11 protein-coding genes and 1 pseudogene are annotated in these 23,745 nt (G+C 36.7%); 6 read left to right on the top strand and 6 right to left on the bottom strand.

Going from position 1 to position 23,745, the window contains the following annotated elements:
* Positions 1-3: 3 nt before the first annotated feature.
* Genes H344_RS0101660 through H344_RS0101650 form a run of 3 tightly spaced genes read left to right on the top strand, consistent with a single transcriptional unit; the run spans position 4 to position 6,049 of the window.
* The gene (locus H344_RS0101660) at positions 4-1,341 is read left to right on the top strand and encodes a TolC family protein (protein ID WP_026808693.1); all 1,338 of its coding nucleotides are present in this window, start codon (positions 4-6) and stop codon (positions 1,339-1,341) included.
* Positions 1,342-1,371: 30 nt separating this feature from the next.
* The gene (locus tag H344_RS0101655; protein WP_026808692.1) at positions 1,372-2,541 is read left to right on the top strand and encodes an efflux RND transporter periplasmic adaptor subunit; all 1,170 of its coding nucleotides are present in this window, start codon (positions 1,372-1,374) and stop codon (positions 2,539-2,541) included.
* Positions 2,542-2,548: 7 nt separating this feature from the next.
* The gene (locus tag H344_RS0101650; RefSeq protein WP_026808691.1) at positions 2,549-6,049 is read left to right on the top strand and encodes an efflux RND transporter permease subunit; all 3,501 of its coding nucleotides are present in this window, start codon (positions 2,549-2,551) and stop codon (positions 6,047-6,049) included.
* Between the two features lie 80 nt (positions 6,050-6,129).
* On the opposite strand, the gene H344_RS19545 is transcribed toward H344_RS0101650, so the two are convergent.
* The 5 genes from H344_RS19545 to H344_RS0101620 form a co-directional block, all read right to left on the bottom strand.
* Positions 6,130-7,647 (bottom strand): sulfatase family protein, encoded by a 1,518-nt coding sequence (locus H344_RS19545; RefSeq protein WP_034255983.1) that lies wholly within the window; start codon positions 7,645-7,647, stop codon positions 6,130-6,132.
* 208 nt (positions 7,648-7,855) lie between these two features.
* Positions 7,856-8,257: a response regulator gene (locus tag H344_RS0101640; RefSeq protein ID WP_026808690.1), complete on the bottom strand. Its 402-nt coding sequence runs from the start codon at positions 8,255-8,257 to the stop codon at positions 7,856-7,858.
* Positions 8,244-11,270, bottom strand: coding sequence for a PAS domain-containing protein (locus H344_RS20945; RefSeq protein WP_051254012.1), 3,027 nt, complete (start codon positions 11,268-11,270; stop codon positions 8,244-8,246). Before H344_RS20945 ends, H344_RS0101640 begins: the two co-directional genes overlap by 14 nt.
* Positions 11,271-11,620: 350 nt before the next feature.
* A complete protein-coding gene (locus H344_RS0101630) occupies positions 11,621-14,167 on the bottom strand; it encodes a phosphoenolpyruvate carboxylase (protein WP_026808688.1) in 2,547 nt (848 codons plus the stop codon).
* 514 nt (positions 14,168-14,681) lie between these two features.
* The gene (locus H344_RS0101620) at positions 14,682-15,188 is read right to left on the bottom strand and encodes a hypothetical protein (protein WP_026808686.1); all 507 of its coding nucleotides are present in this window, start codon (positions 15,186-15,188) and stop codon (positions 14,682-14,684) included.
* Between the two features lie 416 nt (positions 15,189-15,604).
* On the opposite strand from H344_RS0101620, the gene H344_RS21625 reads away from it, so the two are divergent.
* The 3 genes and pseudogenes from H344_RS21625 to H344_RS19540 form a co-directional block, all read left to right on the top strand.
* Positions 15,605-15,769 (top strand): hypothetical protein, encoded by a 165-nt coding sequence (locus H344_RS21625; RefSeq protein WP_157378102.1) that lies wholly within the window; start codon positions 15,605-15,607, stop codon positions 15,767-15,769.
* A 720-nt stretch (positions 15,770-16,489) separates the two neighbouring features.
* Positions 16,490-18,904, top strand: coding sequence for an SIR2 family protein (locus tag H344_RS0101605; protein ID WP_026808685.1), 2,415 nt, complete (start codon positions 16,490-16,492; stop codon positions 18,902-18,904).
* Positions 18,905-19,001: 97 nt separating this feature from the next.
* Positions 19,002-20,027 (top strand): annotated as a pseudogene (locus H344_RS19540) (IS481 family transposase); the annotation flags it as partial.
* A 317-nt stretch (positions 20,028-20,344) separates the two neighbouring features.
* Here H344_RS19540 and H344_RS19535 read toward each other — a convergent pair.
* A complete protein-coding gene (locus H344_RS19535; protein WP_034255982.1) occupies positions 20,345-23,725 on the bottom strand; it encodes a VCBS repeat-containing protein in 3,381 nt (1,126 codons plus the stop codon).
* Between the last annotated feature and the right edge of the window lie 20 nt (positions 23,726-23,745).

Raw genomic sequence — 23,745 nt, 5'->3', positions numbered from 1 at the left:
TCGATGAAAAATAGGTTAACCATATTTCTAATGCTCTTAGTTAGCTGGGTAAACGCTCAAGAGCAAGTCCATAAATTCAGCTTGGAACAAGCAATTGAATTTGCCCTCGAAAATAATTACAGTGCTATAAATGCGGGGCGTGACCTAACGGACGCTCAGAAGCAAAAATGGGAAACCATCGCTACGGGATTGCCTCAAATAAGTGGTGATGTTAGTTACCAAAATCAGCTTAAACAACAAGTATCCCTAATTCCCGCAGAATTTGGTGGTGGGGAACCAGGCACATTTATTCCAATCGTTTTCGGTCAGCCACAGACCGCCAATGCCTCTGCCACTTTAAGGCAACAGATATTTGACGGTTCGTATATTGTAGGGGTCCAAGCAGCAAAGACCTTTATACAATATAGTAAGAACAACAAAGAAAAAACCGATCTAGAAATTCGTAAGGCAGTAGTAGAGGCCTATGGAAATGTCTTATTAGCCAAGGAGAGTGTTGACATATTTAGAAAGAACAAAGCCAATTTGGAAAAAAATCTCTTAGAGACCCAAAAGTTATATGAAAATGGGTTGGGAGAGGAAGAAAGTGTAGAACAATTACAAATTACGCTTTCCTCTATAGACAACCAATTAAAGAACTCCCTACGCCTTCAGGATATTACACTGCAGATGTTAAATTTAGTTTTGGGAATAGACATTAATGAACCCACTATATTAACGGAAAACCTTAACGATCTGGCGCAGCAGCAAATAAGACCAGACCTATTGGAGTCCGAATTTATAATGGAAGGCAATGTAGATTTTAAAATTGCCACCAATTTGTTTAAACAAAGGGAATTAGAACTAAAATTGCAAAAAAGCATGGCCTTGCCAACACTTAATGCTTTTATAAATTATGGGAGCACTGCTTATAGTGATTCTTTTAACTTTTTTAGCAATGAGGTAGAATGGTTTGAATCTTCCGTATTTGGCTTAGACCTTCACATTCCTATTTTTAGTTCATTGGGAAGAAGTGCCAAAACTCAACGGGCAAAAATTGCCGTAGACCAAGCGAAGACACAACTTTCGGAAACAGAGCAAAATCTTCGTTTACAATATGAAAAGGCTAAAAGCGATTACCTGTTTTCCATAGAAGAATATAATACTGCAAAAGAAAACCTAGGGCTTGCAGAACGCATAGAGAGTAAAAATCAAATTAAGTATGAGGAAGGGATTGCCACTAGCTTTGAGCTAAGACAGGCACAAACCCAACTCTACAATGCACAACAAGAATACCTACAATCTATGGTAGAGGTCATCAATAAAAAGACCGAACTACAAGTGGTTCTAAATACTAAATTATAAACACGATCATCCATCAATAAATAGCTTCTAATGAAAAACTTAACGTATATAATGGCAGCAGGAATATTACTAATCTCCTGTGGATCCGAAAAACAGAAATCGGTAGAAGACCTTATTTCCGAGAGCAATCTTAAAGAGCTTCGGTTAAAGAGAAAGGAACTATCTGACCAACAGCATTTATTTAACCAGCAAATTCAAATATTAGATTCGGCTATTGGATCACTTGAAGGCACTAAAAACCTACCATTAGTATCCACTATTGTAGCCAACCCCGTAAAATTCAACCATTTTCTATCGCTACAAGGAGATGTAAAAACTAAGCAAAATGTGTTAATCTATCCCGAAATGCAAGGTACTTTAGAAAAAGTATATGTAAAAGAAGGGCAGCAGGTAACTAAAGGGCAGCTTTTAGCTACCATAAACGATGGTGGAATGTCTAGCCAATTACAGCAATTGGAAACGCAAGCAGCATTAGCCAAGACCACTTTTGAACGTCAAAAAAGATTATGGGATCAAAAAATTGGCTCCGAAATTCAATTTTTACAGGCTAAAACCAATTATGAAGCTTCAAAAAATTCGGTAGACCAACTTAAGAGTCAAGTTGGAAAGTTTACTATAAGAGCTCCCTTTTCAGGAATAATAGATGACGTCATAAAAAATCAAGGAAATGTAGTATCCCCAGGTCCAGGCTCCGAAGTATTTAGGATTGTAAACTTATCGGAAATGTATGTAGATGTAGAAGTTCCAGAGACCTATTTAGGAAGTGTTGTTAAAGGCAAGGAAGCAAAAGTATATTTTCCTGTCCTTGGAGATAGTATTACTACCCAAGTAAGGCAAACTGGTAATTTCATTAATCCAAGTAACCGATCCTTTAAGATAGAGATTCCGGTACCCAATAATAAGGGACAGATTAAGCCCAACCTAACAGCAAGAGTGCTAATAAACGATTACACCAATGACAATGCTGTACTTATACCCGCTAGTATAATTTCAGAAAATGCCGCGGGGGAGCAGTATGCGTTTATAGCTAAAGAGCTTAATGATGATAATGAGGCCGTAGTTAAAAGAAGCATCATTAGCACCGGTAAAACACAAGATGGGATGGTAGAAGTGTTATCCGGAATTGCCAAAGGCGATCATATTATAGAAGAAGGGGCGCGTAACGTAAAAGATGGCCAAACAGTTAAAATAATTAATTAAGGAGTCCATGAGCAAATTACAAAAGAACACAGACAAAGAGTTTAAACTGTCTTCGTGGGCCATAGATAATCCATCTGTAGTTTATGTAATGATCGGAATATTTCTATGGATCGGAATGTCGGCCTATTTTGCTATGCCTAGGGAAGACTTTCCAGAGATTATAGAGACAAAGATTTATATAAGCACCCCCTATCCCGGGAACACTGCTGAGGATATTGAACGTTTAATAACTGACCCCTTAGAGGATAGATTAAAAAGCGTGAGTAATGTGGTAGAAATAGTCTCTACTTCTCAAGAAGACTATGCTATTATAACCGTTGAGTTTGATGAGGAAATTACTGTAGAAGCCGCAAAGCAGAAGGTAAAAGATGAAGTGGACTCAGAAAAAGCTAGTGAGGATTGGCCCACCTTTAATGGAGCCAAAGTAGAACCAAATGTGTTCGACCTCAACTTTTCTGAGGAAGTACCCATAATGAATATCAATTTTACCGGAGATTACCCTGTAGAAAAATTAAAGGAATTTGCTGAATACCTCCAAGATGAGATAGAAGATCTTCCCGAAATAAAGAAAGCTGATATCCGCGGTGCACAAGAAAAAGAGGTAGAAATAGCGGTGGACATCTATAAAATGATGGCGGCTAAAGTTAGTTTTGATGATGTAATACAGACTATAAGTAGTGGAAACATGACTATGTCTGCTGGGAACCTTCAAGTTAGTGGTCAACGCCGTACCATTAGAATAATAGGAGAAGTGGAAGATCCTTTGGAGTTGAAAGATTTTGTGGTGAAATCTGAAAACGGCGCGGTATATCTAAGAAACATTGCCGAAATACGTTTTGACGAAAAAGAGAAAACCACCTATGCTCGAGAGTTTGGAGAGAGCGTAGTAATGCTAGATGTTAAAAAACGTGCAGGCCGTAATGCCATATCCGCTGCAGACCAAATCCGGGAAATTGTAAAAAATTCCCAAGCCAATTATTTTCCGGCAGACCTTCATATTTCCATTGCTAATGATTCTTCTACCAGAACACTAAACCAGGTAGATGACCTAGTGAACAACATTATTTTTGGGATTATCTTGGTAGTCACCGTACTGATGTTCTTTTTAGGCTTTAGAAATGCACTTTTCGTAGGATTTGCTATTCCTATGTCCATGTTTATGTCGTTTATGATCTTATCCATGTTGGGATACACCCTAAACACCATGATTCTCTTTGGAATGATTATGGGATTAGGGATGTTGGTAGACAATGGAATTGTGGTAGTAGAAAATGTATATAGATTAATGGATGAGGGTATGCCTAGAATAGAAGCTGCTAAAAAAGGGATTGGAGAAATTGCTTTCCCTATCATCATATCTACAGCAACTACGGTAGCCGCGTTTGTTCCTTTAGGGCTATGGCCAGGAATTTTTGGTCAGTTTATGATTTTCTTCCCCATCACCCTATCCGTTGTTTTGGGATCTTCTCTTGTGGTAGCCATCTTTATGAACTCTATGTTGGTATCCCAATTTATGGATACAGACGAGAAAGAACTCACAGTGAAACAGTTAATTCGCGTTAGTATATTTCTGGGCGGATTTGGAATATTAATTTTATTATTTGGTGGTGCCATGCGTGGTTTTGGTACTGTTATGATAGTAACCGCAATTATGTTCTGGGCCTATAAATACTTACTTAAAAGATGGGCCTTAAGATTCCAAAGGAATGTAATGACCCGTTTTGAAAATTGGTATGAGAAACGCTTAATCCATGCTCTGAGAGGCAAAAATGTGTATTGGTATTTTGGGATGACCGCCTTATTATTGGTGGCCGTTTTTTGGCTATTTGGAAAATCGCTAGAAAGTGGACGAACCAAAGTAGAGTTCTTTCCAGACAATAGACCTAATGAAATTTATGTATATATAGAATATCCAGAGGGAACGTCTATTGAAAAGACCAATGAATTAACGCTAGAGGTTGAGAAAAGAGTATATGAAATTCTAAATGATGAGGAATACCTACACAATGGGGAAAACTTTATGGTGACTTCTGCGGTATCACAAGTGGGAGAAGGAGCGGGTAACCCTATGACTGATGGAGGATCTACAGCAGAAATGCCCCATAGAGGAAAGTTGACCGTAAACTTCAGTGAATTTAAATATCGTAGAGGTATAGACACCGAAGATATAAGGGCAAAAGTTCAGACTGGCCTAAGTGGTGTTTATCCGGGTGTAGCCATATCTGTGGAAAAAGATGCCAACGGACCGCCAGCAGGCTACGCTATTAATATAGAATTAGAGGGCGATGATTATGACGAGCTTATTAACACTGCAGAAAATATTAGAAACTTTATCAATAGTAAAAATATCCCTGGGATAGAAGAGATAAAGATAGATGTTAATAAGAGTAAACCCTCCATGGAAGTTGTTGTAGATCGGAAGAAAGCAGGGGAACTAGGCGTGTCTGTTGCCCAGGTAGGGAACCAATTACGTAGGTCTATTTTTGGTGAAAAGGCTGGTATTTACAAAGAAGGAGGAGATGATTATGATATCAACGTAAGATTCAATAAAGACTTACGCTATAATAGAAGTGCCCTATTTAATCAGAATATCATTTTTAGAGATCCGTCTACCGGCCAGATCAAAGAAATCCCTATCTCTGCGGTAGCTACCGAAAAAAACACCTCTTCCTTTAGCGCCATAAAACATCGAGATGGCAAACGAGTAGTAACCATTTACTCCGGACTACAACCTGGATTTACCGATGCTGCTGCAGTTGTAGCGGAAATTCAGAGAGAAATGGAAGAGTTTAAAAGTCTCCCTGATGGAATTAAAATTGATTATACAGGACAGATTGAAGAGCAAAATAAACAGATGCTTTTCTTAGTAGGTGCTTTATTTACCGGTTTAGGACTTATCTTATTGATACTAATATTTCAGTTTGGGGGTATCTCTAAACCTATCATCATCATGATCGCCATTTTCTTGAGTTTTATTGGAGTATTTGGTGGGATAATGATTACCGGATGGTCCTTTGTAATTATGATGACGATGATGGGAATTATTTCCTTGGCAGGGATTGTAGTGAATAACGGGGTAGTACTTTTAGATTACACCCAAATATTGATAGACAGAAAGAAAGTAAGTTTGGGGATGGATGATTCTGACCTATTAACCAAAACTGAGGCTACCGAAGCTATTATTCAGGGTGGTAAGGCTAGGTTACGACCAGTTCTCCTTACAGCTATTACTACAGTATTGGGGCTAATACCGTTGGCAATTGGTTTAAACATTGACTTCTTCTCCCTGTTTTCGGAATTTAACCCGCATATTTATGTAGGTGGAGATAACGTAGTTTTCTGGGGACCATTGGCATGGACCGTTATATTTGGTCTGATAGTAGCTACCTTCCTTACCTTGATTATTGTTCCTGTACTATTCAATATTAGTTATAGGATGAAAATAGCATGGAAGAACAAAAAAGCTGGCTCTAAAGAAGAACCCGATGATGTTCTAGTAACCGAATAAAAAAAAATAAAGCGACCAGAAGTGGTCGCTTTATTTTTTATGATATTTCCCAATTAAGAAAGTTTTATTTTTCTATGATTTTAAGCCCGCTCTTTTTCAAAGTCGGACTTCATCTGCTCTAGCTTTTCGGGGTGACTTTTAGCTAAATTATTCCGTTGTCCTGGATCTTCCTTTAAATTATAAAGTTGGTATTCCATATCTCTTCCCGTCTCTATATTTACATATCTATTTAGCTTAGCACCTTTATGCGGGGGTATAAGCACCCAATCTCCTTGGCGGAATGTAAAAATATTATTCTGCCCCAAAATGATACTTTCTCTTCCTTTATCAGATTTTCCTAAGAATGCATCTAAGATATCCCTACTGTCTGGGGTGGTGTTCTCTTGCCCGGTAAGGGCAGCAAAAGAAGCGGTAAAATCCATCTGAGAAACTAGGGCATCAGAAACTCCTGGCTCAATAGTTCCTTTCCATCTCACCATAAAAGGCACATGAGTACCCGCATCAAAAAGGCTGTATTTCCCTCCTCTAAGCGGACCTGCTGGAGTGTGATCTCCATTTTTAACTACTGCATCATCATGGTACCCATCATCCAATACAGGACCATTATCACTAGTAAAAATCACTATAGTATTTTCTGCAAGTCCAAGTTCATCTAACTTGTCCAAAAACTGCCCTACGGACCAATCTGCTTCCACAATTACATCTCCACGTGGTCCAAGTCCGGATGCTCCAACAAAACGAGGATGTGGAACCCTAGGCACATGAGGTTGGTGCAGGCTATAGAATAAGAAAAATGGTTTATCCTTGTTCTCCGTCACATATTTTATAGATTCTCGTAGAAAATCGTCATTCATATCCTCATCTATAAAAAGGGCAGACTTACCACCTTTCATAAATCCGATACGTGAAATTCCGTTATGGACACTCATATCATGCCCATGACTGGGATGCATTTTTAAAAGTTCTGGATTTTCTTTTCCCGTAGGTTCTCCCTCAAAATTCTTTCTATAGCTCACCTCTAATGGGTCATCTGCCGTTAAGCCTACCACCCTATGGTTTTCTACATAAACAGACGGTACCCTATCGTTAGTTGAAGCCATTATATAGGCATAATCAAAACCTATTTCTAAAGGACCTGGTTTAATTTCCCCGTTCCAATCTAGCTCCTCACCACCAAGACCCAAATGCCATTTACCTACTACCCCTGTAGTATAACCGGCTCCTTTTAGCATGGATGGTAGCGTTTGTTTCCCTAGATCGAATAACAAAGGAGCATTTCCTGGTAAAACCTGGGCTTTAGTTTGGCGAAATGGGTAAGTCCCAGCCAACAAAGAAAACCTACTAGGAGTACAAGTAGGGGATGTTGCATAGCCATTAGTGAATTTAATCCCCTCTTTGGCAATCCTATCCATATTAGGAGTTAACAACTCCGTGGACCCGTAACTACTAACATCGCCAAAACCTAAATCGTCGGCATAGATAATTACTATATTAGGAGGAACAGGGTCTTTTGACGCGGCTAAATCCGTTTTCTTGCCAGATTTGCAGCTCACAAAAAACAAGGTGAGCACAATAGGTAATAAATAAAAAACTCTCATGATAAATACTTAGGGTTTAAAAAAGGAAAAATTGGTTTATGAATACAAACCGACTAATTTAAAGAAATAAAAATAATTGTAATTTTAGAAGTGAACCTTTCTACATACCAATTGGATAAGCGCGAATAGCAATTAGGCAATAAAACACTTTCATGCATATAGCAGCTTTTTAAATTGGCAGATAGGAGTCCTAAAAACGATCATTCTTTTAGAGCTCCTCTATTCCCAATTTATTAATCAAAACACCAATTTTATCCTTAGTAAGTGGTTTTTCAATAAAATCATAGACCACATCATAGGTTTTGGCTCTTTGCACCTCCTGAGAATCTATAGAAGAGCTTAATACGAATAAAAGCACTTTACTTTTCTTAGAAAGTTTACTGAATTCATCCAAAAATTCCCATCCATCCATTACTGGCATATTAAGGTCTAGGAATATAATATCAGGGAAATTGCTTTCTTCTCTAAGTGAGATACTTTCTAGTGCATCTTCCCCATTTGTATATACCTCTATATTGGAACAAAAATTATTTTTTGTAAGCATTCTTTTTGTTCCAAAAACAAAAATTGGGTCATCATCAATGATACAAACTTGTTTAATTGTTTTCATACCTAAGATATGTTTTAAAGTTTGTACCCTTGTTTACTTCGCTTTCCACAACTATTTTACCTCCCATTGCCTCTACTTGATTCTTGCTTATAAATAATCCCATCCCACGAGCATCGGGGTGGTTATGAAAGGTTTTATACATACCAAATAATTTAGTCCCATAACGTTTCAAATCAATCCCCAAACCGTTATCCTTAACACTTAAATACACATAATTTCCCTCAATCCCGCTGGTAAATACAACTTGATTTTTACGACCTGGATATCTATATTTTATGGCATTGGTTAAGAAGTTAAGCAAAATACTTTCCAAATAAGCATGAACGGCAATTACATTATGATCTTTATTAATATTAATCTCTATTGTGGTGTCTGACTGTTTAGCCAACGATTCTACTGATTTAACCGCCTTACGAACATTTTCTAACAAATTTTGTGAAGTAAGGGTCGTACTCACTTTAGAGTTTATTTCTACGATCTCATTTAAATGACAAATAGTGTCGTTCATATTATCAGACACTGTTCTTATGTTTTTAAAATATTCATTTTCTACTATCTCAGAGTCATCATCCTGTGCCAAATCTAGTAGCATTGAAATGTTGCTTGTATGTGATCTTAGGTTATGCGAAACAATATGGGCAAAATTAACCAGCCTATTGTTGTGTTCGGTTAAATTATCCGTGAGTTGTTTTTTATCGCTAATATCCTCTACTTGAGAAACAAAATGAAGAAACTCACCTTTTTCATTTTTAACGGCAGATAGGGATACATTAGCCCAAATAACATCCCCATTCTTATGAATATAGCGTTTCTCTAGTTTGTAGGAGTCCCTTTTCCTTGCTAACAATTCCGACATAAGTATTTCCGTTTTTTCAATATCCTCTGGATGGGTAATATCAAAAAACGTAAGATTGCGCATCTCTTCCTCAGAATAACCCAAAATAGCGGTCATACTAATATTAGACTTCTGCAATTTACCTTCTAAATCTAAAATGCACATTCCGGTGTGGGCATGTTCAAAAGTGAGCCTTAGCTCTTCTTCTTTAATTGCTAGTTCTTTTGCGGCTACTGTTTCTTTATCTATATCCTGAAAAAAACCATAAAACCTCTTACACTCACCATCTACAAAATCGGTAATTCCTATGGTTCTAGACCAAAATACTCGCCCTGTAGTACTCCTTACTTGGAGCACATGATTAAAGCCTTTTCCTTCCGCTATAGCCAGTTCTATAGATCTTTTTATAGTCTTACGATGCTCCCCTTCCTTAAAAAAGGAATATACATCTTCTAAAGTGGGGGTGTAATCTTCTGCTACTCCAGCCATTTCTATTATCATGGGACTCCAATGTGAAGTACCTGCAGCAATATCTACCTCCCAAATACCGATGTTGGCCACATCATTAATTCGCCTTATCAGATCTGCTTTATACTGCAATGACAATTCATTTAATTTACGTTTTGTTATATCTAGTACCTGTAAAACAAAATGAATAATCTCCCCTTCTTCATTATGTATTGCAGATATTAACGAATTAGTCCATATTATTGATCCATCCTTTTTAGAATACCTATAATCATATCGAAAATAAGGACGCTTACCAGTGAAGACATCATTAATAGCCTCTTTATTTAACTCAAAATCCTCAGAATGAGAAACCTCTAGGAAGTCTAATTTTTGGAGTTCTGCCTCGGTATAACCAAACATTTTACAAAAGCCAGGATTTGCCTGTAACAGTTGGTTTGTAACGCTTATAAAAGCCATTCCCATGGCAGAGTGATTAAAGGTTTGCCTAAACTCCTCCTCCCTTAATTTAACTTGCAGCTGTACATTCTCTATATCATCCACATCTTGTACAAGACCATATAGCCTAGTACATTGTCCATTCCTAAATTGTGATAAACCAATTAGCCGAATCCATTTAACAACTCCATTAGAAGATTTTATCTGTATCTGCTCTTTAAATTCCATGGGACTTTGCACTGCTTTTTCCATAAGCCTTACAATTCTATCCCTGTTTTCTCCTTCAACAATAAATTGTAAGCCAAGTTCTATGGCTGGAATAAAATCGCGGGAAACGTCATAAATTTCTTTAGTCACCTTACTCCAAAAAACACTCTCTTTTTGAAGATCAATTTCCCAATGCCCAATTTTTGCGGCTTCATTAGAGCGCTCTAACAGGTCTTTGTATTTTAGTAGGAGTTGCTCATTGACCTTTTTGTCGGTTATATCATAATGCATTCCCGATACAATTTCTGGATTGCCTTGATCGTCATGAGCAGTTATTTCCCCACGACAAAAAATCCAAACCCAGTGCCCTTTTTTATGTCGCATTCGAAACTCTACTTCGTATATCCCTTCATTTTTTATGAGGTTATCTATACTTAAAACTAGTTGTTCCTTATCCTCGGGATGCACAAGACTATAGAACACTTCGGTGGTCAATGGTTGTAACTCGGCCACCGTATAGCCTATCATCTCTGCCCATATATCATTACAGTATGCCTCACCAGTATTAATGTTCCCACTCCAAATACCCAGTTTTATCCCTTCAATAACATCAATATATTGTTCTTTTGTAAAGGGGAATTGCTTAGTACCATCAAAGTTTTTATCTAATTGAATTGCGACACCCATCAATCGATGTGGATTACCTATTTCATCATAAGAAATAGCCCCTTTTAAGTTTATTGCCAATAGATAGCCTTTTCTATGCCTGCATCTTACTTCTACATTAAAAGGGTGTTGTTTAGGGTTAGTAAGGTGATTATTATAGGCCGCTATTATGAGTTGAAGGTTTTGTTGGTCTATTAAAGAGAGCCAATCCACAGTTTCCCGGTCTAAGGAACTAGAATCATACCCAAGAAGGTTCCAAAACTTATCGTTTAAAACGCCATTACTAGGTTGATTAAGGTCCCAATACCACAATCCATCAAGCACATCTTGCCCCATTAAATTAAAAAACGGGGACTCGTTTTTTATCCAAGCTTCAAACTCCTGTTGTAAACCACTCATACATGCCGTGTATATAATACCTAAGATTATAAATATATTTATTTTTAACCAAAATTGATCCTTAAGATAATCAATATTATATCATCTGCCACCTACAGGGGTTGTACTACACTTTTTGCATTATTGCATCTAGTTATTTAATACTATAAATTGTAAAACTGATAGCGTTTCTAGTTGTAATACTACACCAAAAAAAATACCGATTCTCCCTAGAACGCTGATAAACGCGATAAGACTTACTTCCACAATCTTCTTTTATTTACTCCAATGTAGCGAAATAAAAAAGGCTCCAGAGTATTGTTCTGGAGCCTTGGTGTAAATACACCTTTGTTAACTAATTAAACTAATTATTATGCAGAATTCCTACTTGCATTAATATTTCCATATAAAGATCTTATTACAATCTTTTCGTACAAGTCATTAAACTCTGTGGTCTTGCTCATTTTCTGTAGGGCGTACTGTTGAATTACCAATAATGGCAATACAATATTCTCCCTAATTTTAACCGACTCCCTAGAAATAGGTTCTTTCTCCATCAGAATTTTTGAGTCGGAAATAAGCAGTAGCATTTCCTTAGAAAGCAAATATTCTTCATAGAGGATAGTCCAAAACTCGCCATATTCCTCATCATTTTTCATATAGCTCGTCAGTTCAAAATAGCATTTTGCCAAGGACATCATACTATTCATCATCAAGGCTTTAAAAAGAGGCACTTCTTGGAATAATTGTTTTAAGTCTTCTAATCTCCCTTGCTCTTTTAGGGTTTTAATAGCGGTACCGATTCCAAAATAACCTGGTACGTTTTGTTTTAGCTGACTCCAAGATCCTACAAAAGAGATGGCCCTTAAATCTGAAAGTTCTAACTTCTTTTTATGTCCTCTTTTCCCTGGCCTACTACCAATATTAGCTTTTTGGTAGTACTTAAGCGTACTTTTATTCTCTAGATAAGGAATAAACTTATCGTGATTCTTTAGCGCATCGTACTTTTTAAAGCTAAGATCTGATAGCTGTTCTAAAAGCTCTCTAGAATCCGAAGAGATAACATTCTCCTTTCCAAAAAGGTTATTAGAAAGTCCAGCGGTCAACAACTGCTCTGAGTTATGGATAAACTGTTCCTTTGTACCATAGGTACTAGTAATAGTCTGTCCCTGTATCGTAAGCTGAATCTCGTTATTGGCAATGTCTTTGGTTTGCGCAGCGTAAAAACGGTGTGTTTTTCCACCTCCCCTAGCTGGTGGTCCTCCTCTACCATCAAAAAATATGGCTTTAATATTACGCTCATCACAAATGGTAGACAATCGCTCTTTGGTTTTAAAGATCTCCCAGTTGGCTTTAACATATCCACCATCTTTGGTACCATCAGAGAAGCCTAGCATTATAGTTTGTTTTAACTCCCTATTCTCTAAATGCGCTCTATACATAGGGATATTAAATAATTCTTCCATGGTACCACTAGAGTTCTCCATCCCTACCATGGTCTCAAAAAGCGGAATAATATCGAAGGTTAACTTCTTCTCATCCCAACCACACCATCTAAATAGTCCAAATACAAAGAGAACAGAAAAGATATCTTCAGAATTACTGATAATATATCGGTTACAGCCTTCCTCTCCATTCTTTTCTTGAATATTTCTTAATTGAAGTATATTCTGAATGGTTTCCTGCGCTATATCTAATTCAAGCGTTTGGTTTTGCAGGTCTATATCCTTAGTTAAAAGAACATCTATCAACTCTTCCTTGGTTAATTCCTCTAAATTCTCTTGGATATATCCATTAACCCTTAGGATTTCTTCTATTACTTTATAGTGAACACTATGGTCTTGTCTGATATCTAAAGTTGCAAAGTGAGTCTTAAAGATTTTCACTTTGTCTATCATATGATCTAGATCCTTTAGGTAAAGACTGTGGTATTTATCAACCAAGATAGTTCTTACCTTTTGTAATGGGCCCAGTATATCTTCATATCCAAGATAATTATCAGCATCAAACATAGTCTTATACAATCCTGACCTTAAAATGCTAAGTTCGTCTTGTAAGTCCCTAAAAGTAAGTTTCTGCTGCAGGTTTTTTAAATCTCCGTAATAGCATTTCATTAAAGTTATTCGTAGCTCATCTGCAACATCCTTAGTAATACCAGAAGTTACATAAGGGTTACCATCCCTATCACCACCTGGCCAGAAGCCCAACTTCATTATATTATGGTTGTTAAACTCTACATCTCCAACATTATCCTTTATATAGGCGTACAGGTCACCAATAGCCTTATAATAAACATCTCTAAGGAAATAGATAATATTTTTTGCCTCATCTAAAGGGGTAGGTTTTTTGGCATTTATTAAGGATGTAAGTCCTAGTTGCTGTAGTACCAAATCTATTTCATTAACCTTATCTTCTAAGATTAAATTTCTAAGATTACCAATAATATCTAATACCGCCGGGGTATAAAACTGAGTTGGGTGTGCAGTAAGCACAATACGGGCACTGAAAGTAGATAGTTTATCGGATACTTTCTCCCATTTTTTATTCTTATCTACCAACTGAAAATAATCTCGGATTGTCAGGGAATTACTATGCTTTTGCAGTTTAGGAAACGCTGCATCCTCTACACTATCGTACAATACTACTTGCCGCTCTACATACTGAATGATGCGAAACATAAAATCGATCCTGTCCCTTTCGGAGTCGATTTTGGCATAATCCCGAAAAAATAGATCCAAAATTTCTTCTGGATTCTTTCCGGATTTTAACCCCTGATCCGCATGATTAAGCAATAAAGGAATCAGCATTCCTACATTCTCAATATTTTGATAGGGTAAATTTAGAAACAGACTATTATAAATATTGAACTTGTTGTAAACTGATTTTTTAAACTCCTCTAATCTTTCCGATTGATGCATATATTTATTTAGGTATTATAAATTTAAAGCAGCGCACAATTGTTTAATTATGGCCTAATTTGTTTCAAAAAATAAATATCGTAATATTTTTACAAAATGTAACCAAATGTTACCCAAACCACAAATTTAACAAGGGAAACTACAAAAATTACCTCTTTCACAACATTAATTTTAAAAAACAGCATTCTAATAATATATTTATACCAATAATTGTTTATGCAATTTTTTTAGTGTTTATAGTGTTCTCTAAAAATAGCCTGATTCTCGCGAATCAGGCTATTTTTTTATGTATTGATAATAGATTGCTTAAAAAAAATGTACCTGGAAGATCAAAAAACGAACTCACAATTTTGTTCTAGATAGTATCCTATATAGTTTATTTCCAACTTGCTAAGAGGAGAATGTATATGATTGGACAAATTAGATAACCCCCTTAAATAAAAGAAAGACTACCACAAAATACCAACTGGGTTGTAGATAGAATAGTAACGTTTAAAACAAGGATCCTAGGAATTTAATACTTTTTAAAATCTATGGTGTACACAATACCAAAGCTTAGGGTATTCCAAGACTTCTCTTCCAGTGATATTCCCGTATAGGAGATGTTCACTTCGGTCTGGGCTCCCATTAAATATCCTATGGCCGGCCTATAATAGAATCCGCCTTTATTCCCCTCGTTTATTCCAATAGCCTTACCAATATCACCTCCAACAGAAAAAGAATTAGATGCCCATATTCTTACAGACCCGGCCAAAGGAACAAACTGTATACTAGGAAGGTTTTCTCCATAATCCAGATGATATTTTTCTGGAAAAGCATGTATATATCCTGTCATCACCCCAAAATCTACCACCTCACCTAGAGCAAATCTATAGCCTGCATCTAAACCCAACATTATACTCGCTTCTTCTTCAAAGTCGTTTAAAGGCAAGCCTCCATGAATTCCTATTTTCATTCCACGCTGCCCATAAAGGCCCATTCCTATTAAGCAAAATAAGAAAACTGCGATACTATTTTTCATGTTTGTTGGTTTAAATATTGGTTGGTAGAAGTATATATTGATTCCTATCAAAACTAAAATCTTCATCCTATAGCGCACTATTTTTGTTGTAAAACAGAAAGAAAAGGTGGTAGAATCCCAATTTCTGCTTTTTTACTAGAAAATGCCTATTGACAAAAATAGTATTTGCAAACCGGTATAAGTATCAAGTTACTTCCACTCTACCACCAATAAATTGTTAACCAACACATTACCAAAAAAACTTCTTAATCCCAATAAGACTAGGAGGTGCGGACAATTTCTCGTTAACAAATTTTAAGGTAATCTTAACGTTATTTAGGAGTTTTAAAAGCAACCTGGGGCGACTAATCCAATCTTAAGTATACCTATTAGCTAACAAAGCAATGTTAAGCCCAAATTAAAACAGATTTATTATCATGAATGCTATTGAAATTATTGAGCCTGTAATGAGTTTAATGGATAAGTACCCCCTTATCTCTATTGCCTTTTGTCTTGTGATTGTCCTTGGGATGATAGTTTATAAAGTTATAAAACACATAGACCTTAAAAATAATAATAAGAGCACCTACGTTGGCGGTTAATGCTTAGTGAGGAGCCGTAATGTATGGTTTTTATATACAGGATGGCTCCTTTTTTTTAGGTGTTATTAACATCACATACCTCCTCTTCACCCCTTCTTTCTCTAGCTTTTTTTGGAACATACATCACGTTTACTTTTCTGATTGACAATCAATACCCTGTATCCATAACGCTAAATTCCTAATCTGCTAAAATTTTCCTAGATTAGTAAGCATAAAAAGTGAGATATATAATCACAAGTTACCTTACAACAACGTTGCCAAACATTTTAGGCAAGTAGACAAGCTTGTCCTTGATTCATAGTTCCGGGCGCCAAAACTCGGATGGAGGTGTGACTTCTCACTCATACGCAAATGGATTTTAGCTCGATTCGGAGGGGTACGGAGTAGTACGCAAGGCTTTCTTACTCAGACGCACTCAATACGCAAGTAGAACGCTAGATTTTACTCGGACGCAAAAAGAAAAACGATTTGGCAACAAAACCTATAAGTAATGCGGGCCCTGGCCTTCAAATCAAAGTTTTGTCTATATTTAGGTGGTCGCAAAATCTTTTCGATTTTGCTCTGATAATAAAAGATAAACCAAAACAAAAAGCTTTTGCTAGGTGAATGCCGGAAGTTAAGCGCAAGTTTGCTCCCACACTACTCATAGCTCGGGCGTTGTGCTTCATGCGGTGAAAATTTGCTCTAATCAAAAAAGAATGAAATTGTAGCCTTCAATTTATGAGAAAAATAGACAGAGATACATTTATAAGAAGTTTCAAGGTACTTTCAGACCAATCATTCGATTTGTTTTTAGGTTCAGGCGCATCTGTCAATTCTGGTATCCCGTCAGGAGGTGACTTAGTTTGGCATTTTAAGAGAGAAATACTTAGCAGTAAGAAAATAATAAATGGCAAAAAGTTTACTGACCTTAAAATTGAAGCTAACAAACAAATTATTCAAAATTACTTTGAACAAAGAGGCGACAGCAACATAGCAAACCCCTACTCACACTATTTCAAGGAATGCTACCCCGACTCACTTGTCAGAAAAGAGTTTTTGACAGATTTGGTTCGTGATAAAAAACCGTCCATTGGCTTTCTCTGTTTATCAGCACTGGTAGAGCGACAAAAATTCAATGTGGTCTGGACTACAAATTTTGACGACTTGATCGAAAAGGCAATTACAGCCCTGAATTATAGAAGTTGCCAAATTGTTTCCCCTGATAACGCAAGCTCCGTTCAACAATTCAACTCGGATATTCCGACAGTTGTAAAACTTCATGGGGATTTCCGATATGACCCGCTCCAAAATACTGATGAAGAACTTCAAGAGTTAGAAGCAAGCTTACATACAAAATTATTAAACGCTTCTACCCAGAAAGGCTTGCTGGTTGTTGGGTATTCGGGAAGTGATAAATCAGTAATGACCACATTGGAAAAAGCATTAGAGAAACCCAATGCTTTTCCGAAAGGTTTAATTTGGTGTATACCAAAGGGAGTACAACCGACAAATGAGTTAGAAGCATTAATTGAGAAAGCTCAAGAACAAAACAAACGTTCAGGCTTTTTAGAAATTGATAGCTTTGACTACTTTCTACATGAGATTTATAGAACCTGTGAATTGGCAAATACACAAATTGATACTATTGCTTCTGAACGATTTGAACAAAGACAAGCTTTTAGATTAAGTCAGAATCCCTCTGCAACCTTGCCAATTCTTTTAAATGCAATAAAGGCAAAGAGCTTTCCTAAAACCGCTTTTACTACGAAAACCACTTTAACTGGGGTAGGAAAATGGAAAAAATTACGGCAAGTAATTGGTAGTACCAACATAGTTGCGTCATTTACCAAGAATGACACACTGATGATTTTTGGTGTTGAGCAGGAAATTAAGGAAACACTAACAAGCCATATAACTGATGACTTAAAAATTGCTGACATACCGGAGCATATCTATTATCATTCTGATTCCTTTTATTTAGGGATGCTATATGAGTTGGTTGAAAAAACTTTGGTCAATGATTTTGGATTGTCCGTTTACGCAAAAGGCAGAAATATCAGAAAATTCTATTCCTCCGAAAATACACTGAGTGATAGCGAAATTGCAGATATTAAAAAACGAAACCGCAATTTTAATATCCATCAAAACATAGCTGTTTTTGAGGCATTTGAGTTTAAAATTGAGTTCGTCAATAAAGAGCTATATCTATTATTCTGCCCAACAGTTCATATACAGACAACAGCAGGTGGTGAACCTCCCAGAAATGTTGTTCAATATCTTTCAAACACTATTATTTCAAATCGCTACAATAACAAGTATGGGCAAAAAATGCACTGGTGGTTTACCCAATTGAAGAAGAAAAATGAATACTTGAATTTTAAGCACGGTGATTTTGAAATCAAGCTCGAAGAATATTACTCAACAGCAGCCAAAAAAGTAAACGATAAGTTTTATTGCTTTAATGGCTTTACGAGACTTAATGAGCCTTCTATTTATTTTCATTATCAGGATGAGGCAAAGCAATCAATTCACCCGATAAATGGCTTAAAAATTTTAGGCCCGTTAGAAGAAAGCTTTGGCCAAAGTAACAATGGCACTGCGAATGTCAACTTGGCTATTATTTCCCCTGACTTTGGATTTGAAAAAATCAAAGCTCATTTAGATTCACTACTGAATACAATCAGTCCAATATGGGAAAAGGAGTATTTGAAGGAATTCCCGGGATTTGACAGTGTTTTTAAGAAGCATCTCATCATTCCTAACACTATTCAAAGTGAATTTGTGATTACAATCCCCAATAATGACGTAAGCAGTTTTTCCGCCATTCAATTTTATGATTACCTGAAAAGCAAAATTGATAAGTTGGCATTGAAGAGCACTGACATAGATTGCGTTGTGATCTACATACCTGACCAATGGAAGAAATTCAGGGAGCTAAAGAATGAAAACACGTACTATGACTTACACGATTCATTGAAATTGTACTGTGTAAAGAAGGGCTTAAGAATCCAGTTCATAGAAGATAAATCCATTAATTACAAAGACCAAGCAAAAATCCGGTGGTGGCTATCCTTAGGTTTATATGTTAAATCAAACGGAACTCCGTGGAAGGTTAAGAAGTACTGTGGTAAAAAACAAGTAAAAAAGCATTAACTTTTCACTAAAGTGAAGTAACCACGATAAAATCTGACAGTTAAGAATTATATTTAAAGAGTGAAAACAACAAATATTAATCCTTAAAACTGTCAGAATGAATACAGAAACAAAGGTAATTAAATCTAAGGTAGGTTTATTACAGTTAGCAGAACAATTGGGCAACGTATCCCAGGCTTGTAAACTTTTTGGTTATAGCAGAGATAGCTTTTATCGTTTCAAAGAGCTCTATGACCAAGGAGGTGAGTTAGCACTTCGAGAACTCAATAGAAGGAAGCCAAACCTCAAGAATCGAATTGAGGAAGAAGTGGAAAAAGCTGTAGTGCAAATCGCTTTTGAATTTCCTGCCTATGGACAACTCCGTGCTTCCAACGAGCTTAAAAAGAAAGGTATCTTCATTTCACCAGCGGGTGTGCGATGTGTTTGGCTTCGCAACGATCTGGAGACTTTTAGAAAGAGGCTGAAATATTTGGAAGCCAGAATGGCGCAAGATGGATTGGTCCTCACAGAATCCCAGCTTACTGCTCTAGAAAAGGCCAAGGAAGAGAAGAAAGCACATGGGGAGATAGAAACGCACCATCCTGGCTACCTGGGAGCCCAGGACACCTATTATGTGGGAACCATCAAAGGGGTTGGAAGAATCTACCAACAAACCTTTATTGATACGTATTGCAAGGTGGCCCATGCTAAACTCTACGACCGCAAAAACGCACTGGTGGCTGCGGATATGCTAAATGACCGGGTACTACCTTTCTATGAAGAACAGGACCTGAGACTACTAAGGATATTAACAGATAGAGGGACCGAATACTGTGGCAACAGAGAACACCATGAATACCAACTTTACATGGCCATTGAAGATATCGACCATACAAGGACCAAGGCTAAAAGCCCACAGACCAACGGAATCTGTGAGCGGTTCCACAGAACCATCCAAGATGAGTTTTACGCAGTAGCATTTAGAAAGAAAATCTATTCTTCCATTGAAGAAATACAGGTAGATCTGGATGGCTGGTTGCAGTATTACAATAATGAAAGAACCCACACAGGAAAGCACTGTTTTGGAAAAACACCGATGCAGACCCTACTGGACAGCAAATATTTGGCTGATGAAAAAATGTTGGATTTACAATCCGATAAAATTGTACCTTTATTAGAGGCAGGTAAAGCGGAAACAGGCTCTGGTGGAGATCAACCTGTCAGGAATAACCTGTCCGACGACTGGAATGGTCAAGGGGCTCCAAACGAGCCCCTAAACCAAAATTATTCCAAGAGTCAAAATGCCTAAAAAAACTCTTAACTGTCAGACGAAATCGTAGCTATTACACATTCCCCATCCTTTTTCGGGTCCATTCATGGACTTATTCTTAGTGATTCCCAAGATGAGTTTCTTTAAAAATCGTCAAATGAAGTGGTCCAAGCAATAATTATAAATATTAATTAATTTCTCGCTAATGATTTGACACCTACCACTTCCACTCGATCATCATTCTTCGCTAAAATTATATGCCTCTTTCCATTTACCATAATAGTTCTAGCATTTTTTACATCACCCTTTACCATTAAGCCACTTTCCCAGGTAGGTATAGCTTTGAAATTTCCTTTACCGTCACCTTCTAGATACATTCCATAAGAGGCATCATTTCTTGGTGTCTCCACTTCTGACCCATATAAATTACCCACCATCACTAAATCTTTATGCCCATTTCCATTGAAATCATCCACTAAGATTTGATTAACAGATGATAATTGTGCTAGATTGTCTAGTTTACGTATTTCAAAATGACCTCCCTTATTTTCAAAATAAGAAGTAGCAAAAGTGTACGCTTTTAAATGGGTAGAATTTTCCAATTGATTTTCATCAAAAATATCATCGATTGTTGCTTTACCAAACGAATCATATGTTGGGAATTTCTTTTTAATGAAAGGCATCTGCTCAGAAGAACATTGCCTCCCTCTTACAGGAACTAATTTCTCATCGTCATAGAATCCTAAAACAATATCATTAGTGCCAGATTCATCAAAATCACTTCCATAAACTTCAAAAGGAGCGTCTTTCTCTGCTTTATATTTATAGTTTAATCCGAGGTTCCCAGCAACTATATCTAAGTCGCCGTCGTTATCAAAATCGTAAGCAGCTAAACTATACCACCACCCATTGGTCTCATTAAATCCATATTCTTCAGTTTTTTCTATGAAAGCACCCTTACCATCATTTTCAAAAACACGTATAGGCATCCATTCTCCGGTTACCACTAAATCCATATTACCATCCTTATTCAGATCTACCCATAATGCATCCGTTACCATTCCTAAATTTGGGTTTACTTCTCCAAAGACATCTTTAACCTCACTGAAAACAACTTTACCATTCTCGCTATTATTTTGTAATAAATAGCTCTTAGGAGCCTTTGGATACTCTCCTGGAACCTGTCTACCACCGATGAAGAGATCTAAATCTCCATCATTATCATAATCTACCGCTTTAACAATAGAACCACTAATAGCAATTTTAGGTAGGGCATTGGGGTCATATTGAAATTGCCCACTCCCATTATTTATATAAATCCTATCCAATAAAAGTGGAGACCCTTCATCATTTTCGTTTCCACCGCTTACCACATATAAGTCCAAATCATTATCTCCATCCACATCTATGAACAAAGAAGCCACGTCTTCATACACAGAATCCTTCATCATTAGCTCCTTATTAGTTTCTATAAAGCTTCCATCTTTCTGCTGTATATAAATAATCCCAGGGCTACCAAGTGCACCTCCTATATGAATATCATCTAAACCATCCCCATTTATATCACCAACTGCAATAGCCGGTCCTTCGTCAGACATTTTATGAGGAAGCAAACTCTCCCTTTCAAAATCATCAAAATCATTTTCAACATGATGATAATCAATTCCCGTTATTTCACTCAACTCGAAAATATTTAGCGGTAAATCGGTACTAGAAGGAACTTTCTTAGCATCACTATAGTTCAATGTTAACAATTGATCTGCCTTAACATTCTTAATCAGCTGTCGTTTATTATCTGGCCATATAACTTCTACTTTAACCTCTTTTGCTGCACCCAAACCAAAATGAAGCTGACGGCCCATTGCAGACATAAATCCTCTAGTAAAATACAGCTCTTGCACTTGGCTTCCTTCTTCTGTGGTAACAATAACTCTTGTCCCAATCCCATCTATATTACTTGAAGGGCCATTTAGTTTAAAAGCAATATAACGACCTAGCCCTAACTCCCTAGAATTATTCTTAAGAATATAAGCCTTATCATCTGAATTATTCACTATAATTTCTAAATCGCCATCATTATCCAAATCTGCATATACTGCTCCATTAGAACTTGTAACACTACCATCACCCCATGCTCTATTCATATTGACAAAATCCAGATTCCCTCTATTTCTATAAAAATAATTTTCTTTCTTTCTACTTGGCATCTTATCCAAGACATCGGTAATATATTTTTTAGGGTCGAAAGATTTGGCCTTGAAAATGGAATCCTGCTTCTTGTTAACATAATTTACAAAATCGTTATTTCTAAAATCACGTTTTATTCCATTGGACACAAAAAGGTCTTTGTGCCCATCATTATCCATATCAAAAAATAAGGGACCCCAACTCCAGTCGGTACTTGAAGTACCAGTTAACTGCGCGATATCTGAAAAGACGGGAACATTATCCTCTAAAAACCCAGAATTTAATTGTAGCGTATTATACATGTATTGATGATGCAACCCAATATCTACCGATTCATGAAAGCTTTTTGGATTCATACCACTCATACTTGTCTTCTGATCATAGCTATTATCACCCATCATATCTACAGTCATAATATCTAACCAACCATCATTATTGATGTCTGCAATATCATTACCCATAGCAAAGAATGAGATATGGTTCATAGCATCATGAATTCTATCAGAAAATGTACCATCACCATTATTAATGTACAAATGATCCTTTCCAGAATAATCATTAGAAATGTAAATGTCTGGCCATCCATCATTATTTACATCTCCAACTGCCACACCTAAACCGTACTCCAACCGATTTTGAGCTATACCAGCCTCTTTACTAACATCTGTAAAGAAATTATTATCATTTCTTAGTAATCTATCATTAGCCACACCACCATCCATAGTCATCAATTCTGCTAAAGAAACCCCTGTTGGGTATGGAGTTGGCGAATGGTTTAAAAGAAATAAATCTAAGTCACCATCATTATCATAATCAAAGAACACAGCCTGTGTAGAACAATCAGAGAGATCCAAGCCATATTTGACGCTCTGCTCTGTAAATGTGGGAATGCCACTTTTATTATCTGCACCCATATTAATATACAACTCGTTCTTTCTTTTCTCAGGATCGTTAAATTTGCCGGAATTAGAAATATAAATATCCATCCAACCGTCATTATTTATATCTACAATAGTAATCCCACCAGAAAACTTCTGCCGATACAAAATCCCCGTCATATCAGAAACATCTTCAAATTGAAGATCTCCTCTATTCAAAAATAGCTTGTGTTGCTTTAGGGTAGACACAAAAAATAGGTCCTTTAACCCATCATTATTAAAGTCAGCTACAGCTAAGCCACTACCATTATAATAATACTCATATTGCAACCCATTGAATCTCATGTCCTCATCGAGATCATTAGAAAAGTCTATTCCGGTCTCTGCCATACTAAGTTTGGTAAAAATAGATTCCTCTTCGGAATTCAAACCGGACAAATTATACTCTTCACCACAACTGCTAACGAGCATTGCAAATAATATGATAGGTATTGTAAAATTCTTCATTAAAAACTGTTTAAACACTC

Origin of the sequence: Arenibacter latericius DSM 15913 (assembly GCF_000424985.1) — a bacterium.
GTDB lineage: Bacteria > Bacteroidota > Bacteroidia > Flavobacteriales > Flavobacteriaceae > Arenibacter > Arenibacter latericius.
Note: the sequence above shows the minus strand (reverse complement) of the source record. Positions and strands in the feature narration are given on the sequence as shown.

Coding starts and splice junctions, on each gene's coding strand:
- H344_RS0101660 (WP_026808693.1), top strand. CDS start 4: ATGAAAAATAGGTTAACCATATTTCTAATGCTCTTAGTTAGCTGGGTA.
- H344_RS0101655 (WP_026808692.1), top strand. CDS start 1,372: ATGAAAAACTTAACGTATATAATGGCAGCAGGAATATTACTAATCTCC.
- H344_RS0101650 (WP_026808691.1), top strand. CDS start 2,549: ATGAGCAAATTACAAAAGAACACAGACAAAGAGTTTAAACTGTCTTCG.
- H344_RS19545 (WP_034255983.1), bottom strand. CDS start 7,647: ATGAGAGTTTTTTATTTATTACCTATTGTGCTCACCTTGTTTTTTGTG.
- H344_RS0101640 (WP_026808690.1), bottom strand. CDS start 8,257: ATGAAAACAATTAAACAAGTTTGTATCATTGATGATGACCCAATTTTT.
- H344_RS20945 (WP_051254012.1), bottom strand. CDS start 11,270: ATGAGTGGTTTACAACAGGAGTTTGAAGCTTGGATAAAAAACGAGTCC.
- H344_RS0101630 (WP_026808688.1), bottom strand. CDS start 14,167: ATGCATCAATCGGAAAGATTAGAGGAGTTTAAAAAATCAGTTTACAAC.
- H344_RS0101620 (WP_026808686.1), bottom strand. CDS start 15,188: ATGAAAAATAGTATCGCAGTTTTCTTATTTTGCTTAATAGGAATGGGC.
- H344_RS21625 (WP_157378102.1), top strand. CDS start 15,605: ATGAATGCTATTGAAATTATTGAGCCTGTAATGAGTTTAATGGATAAG.
- H344_RS0101605 (WP_026808685.1), top strand. CDS start 16,490: ATGAGAAAAATAGACAGAGATACATTTATAAGAAGTTTCAAGGTACTT.
- H344_RS19535 (WP_034255982.1), bottom strand. CDS start 23,725: ATGAAGAATTTTACAATACCTATCATATTATTTGCAATGCTCGTTAGC.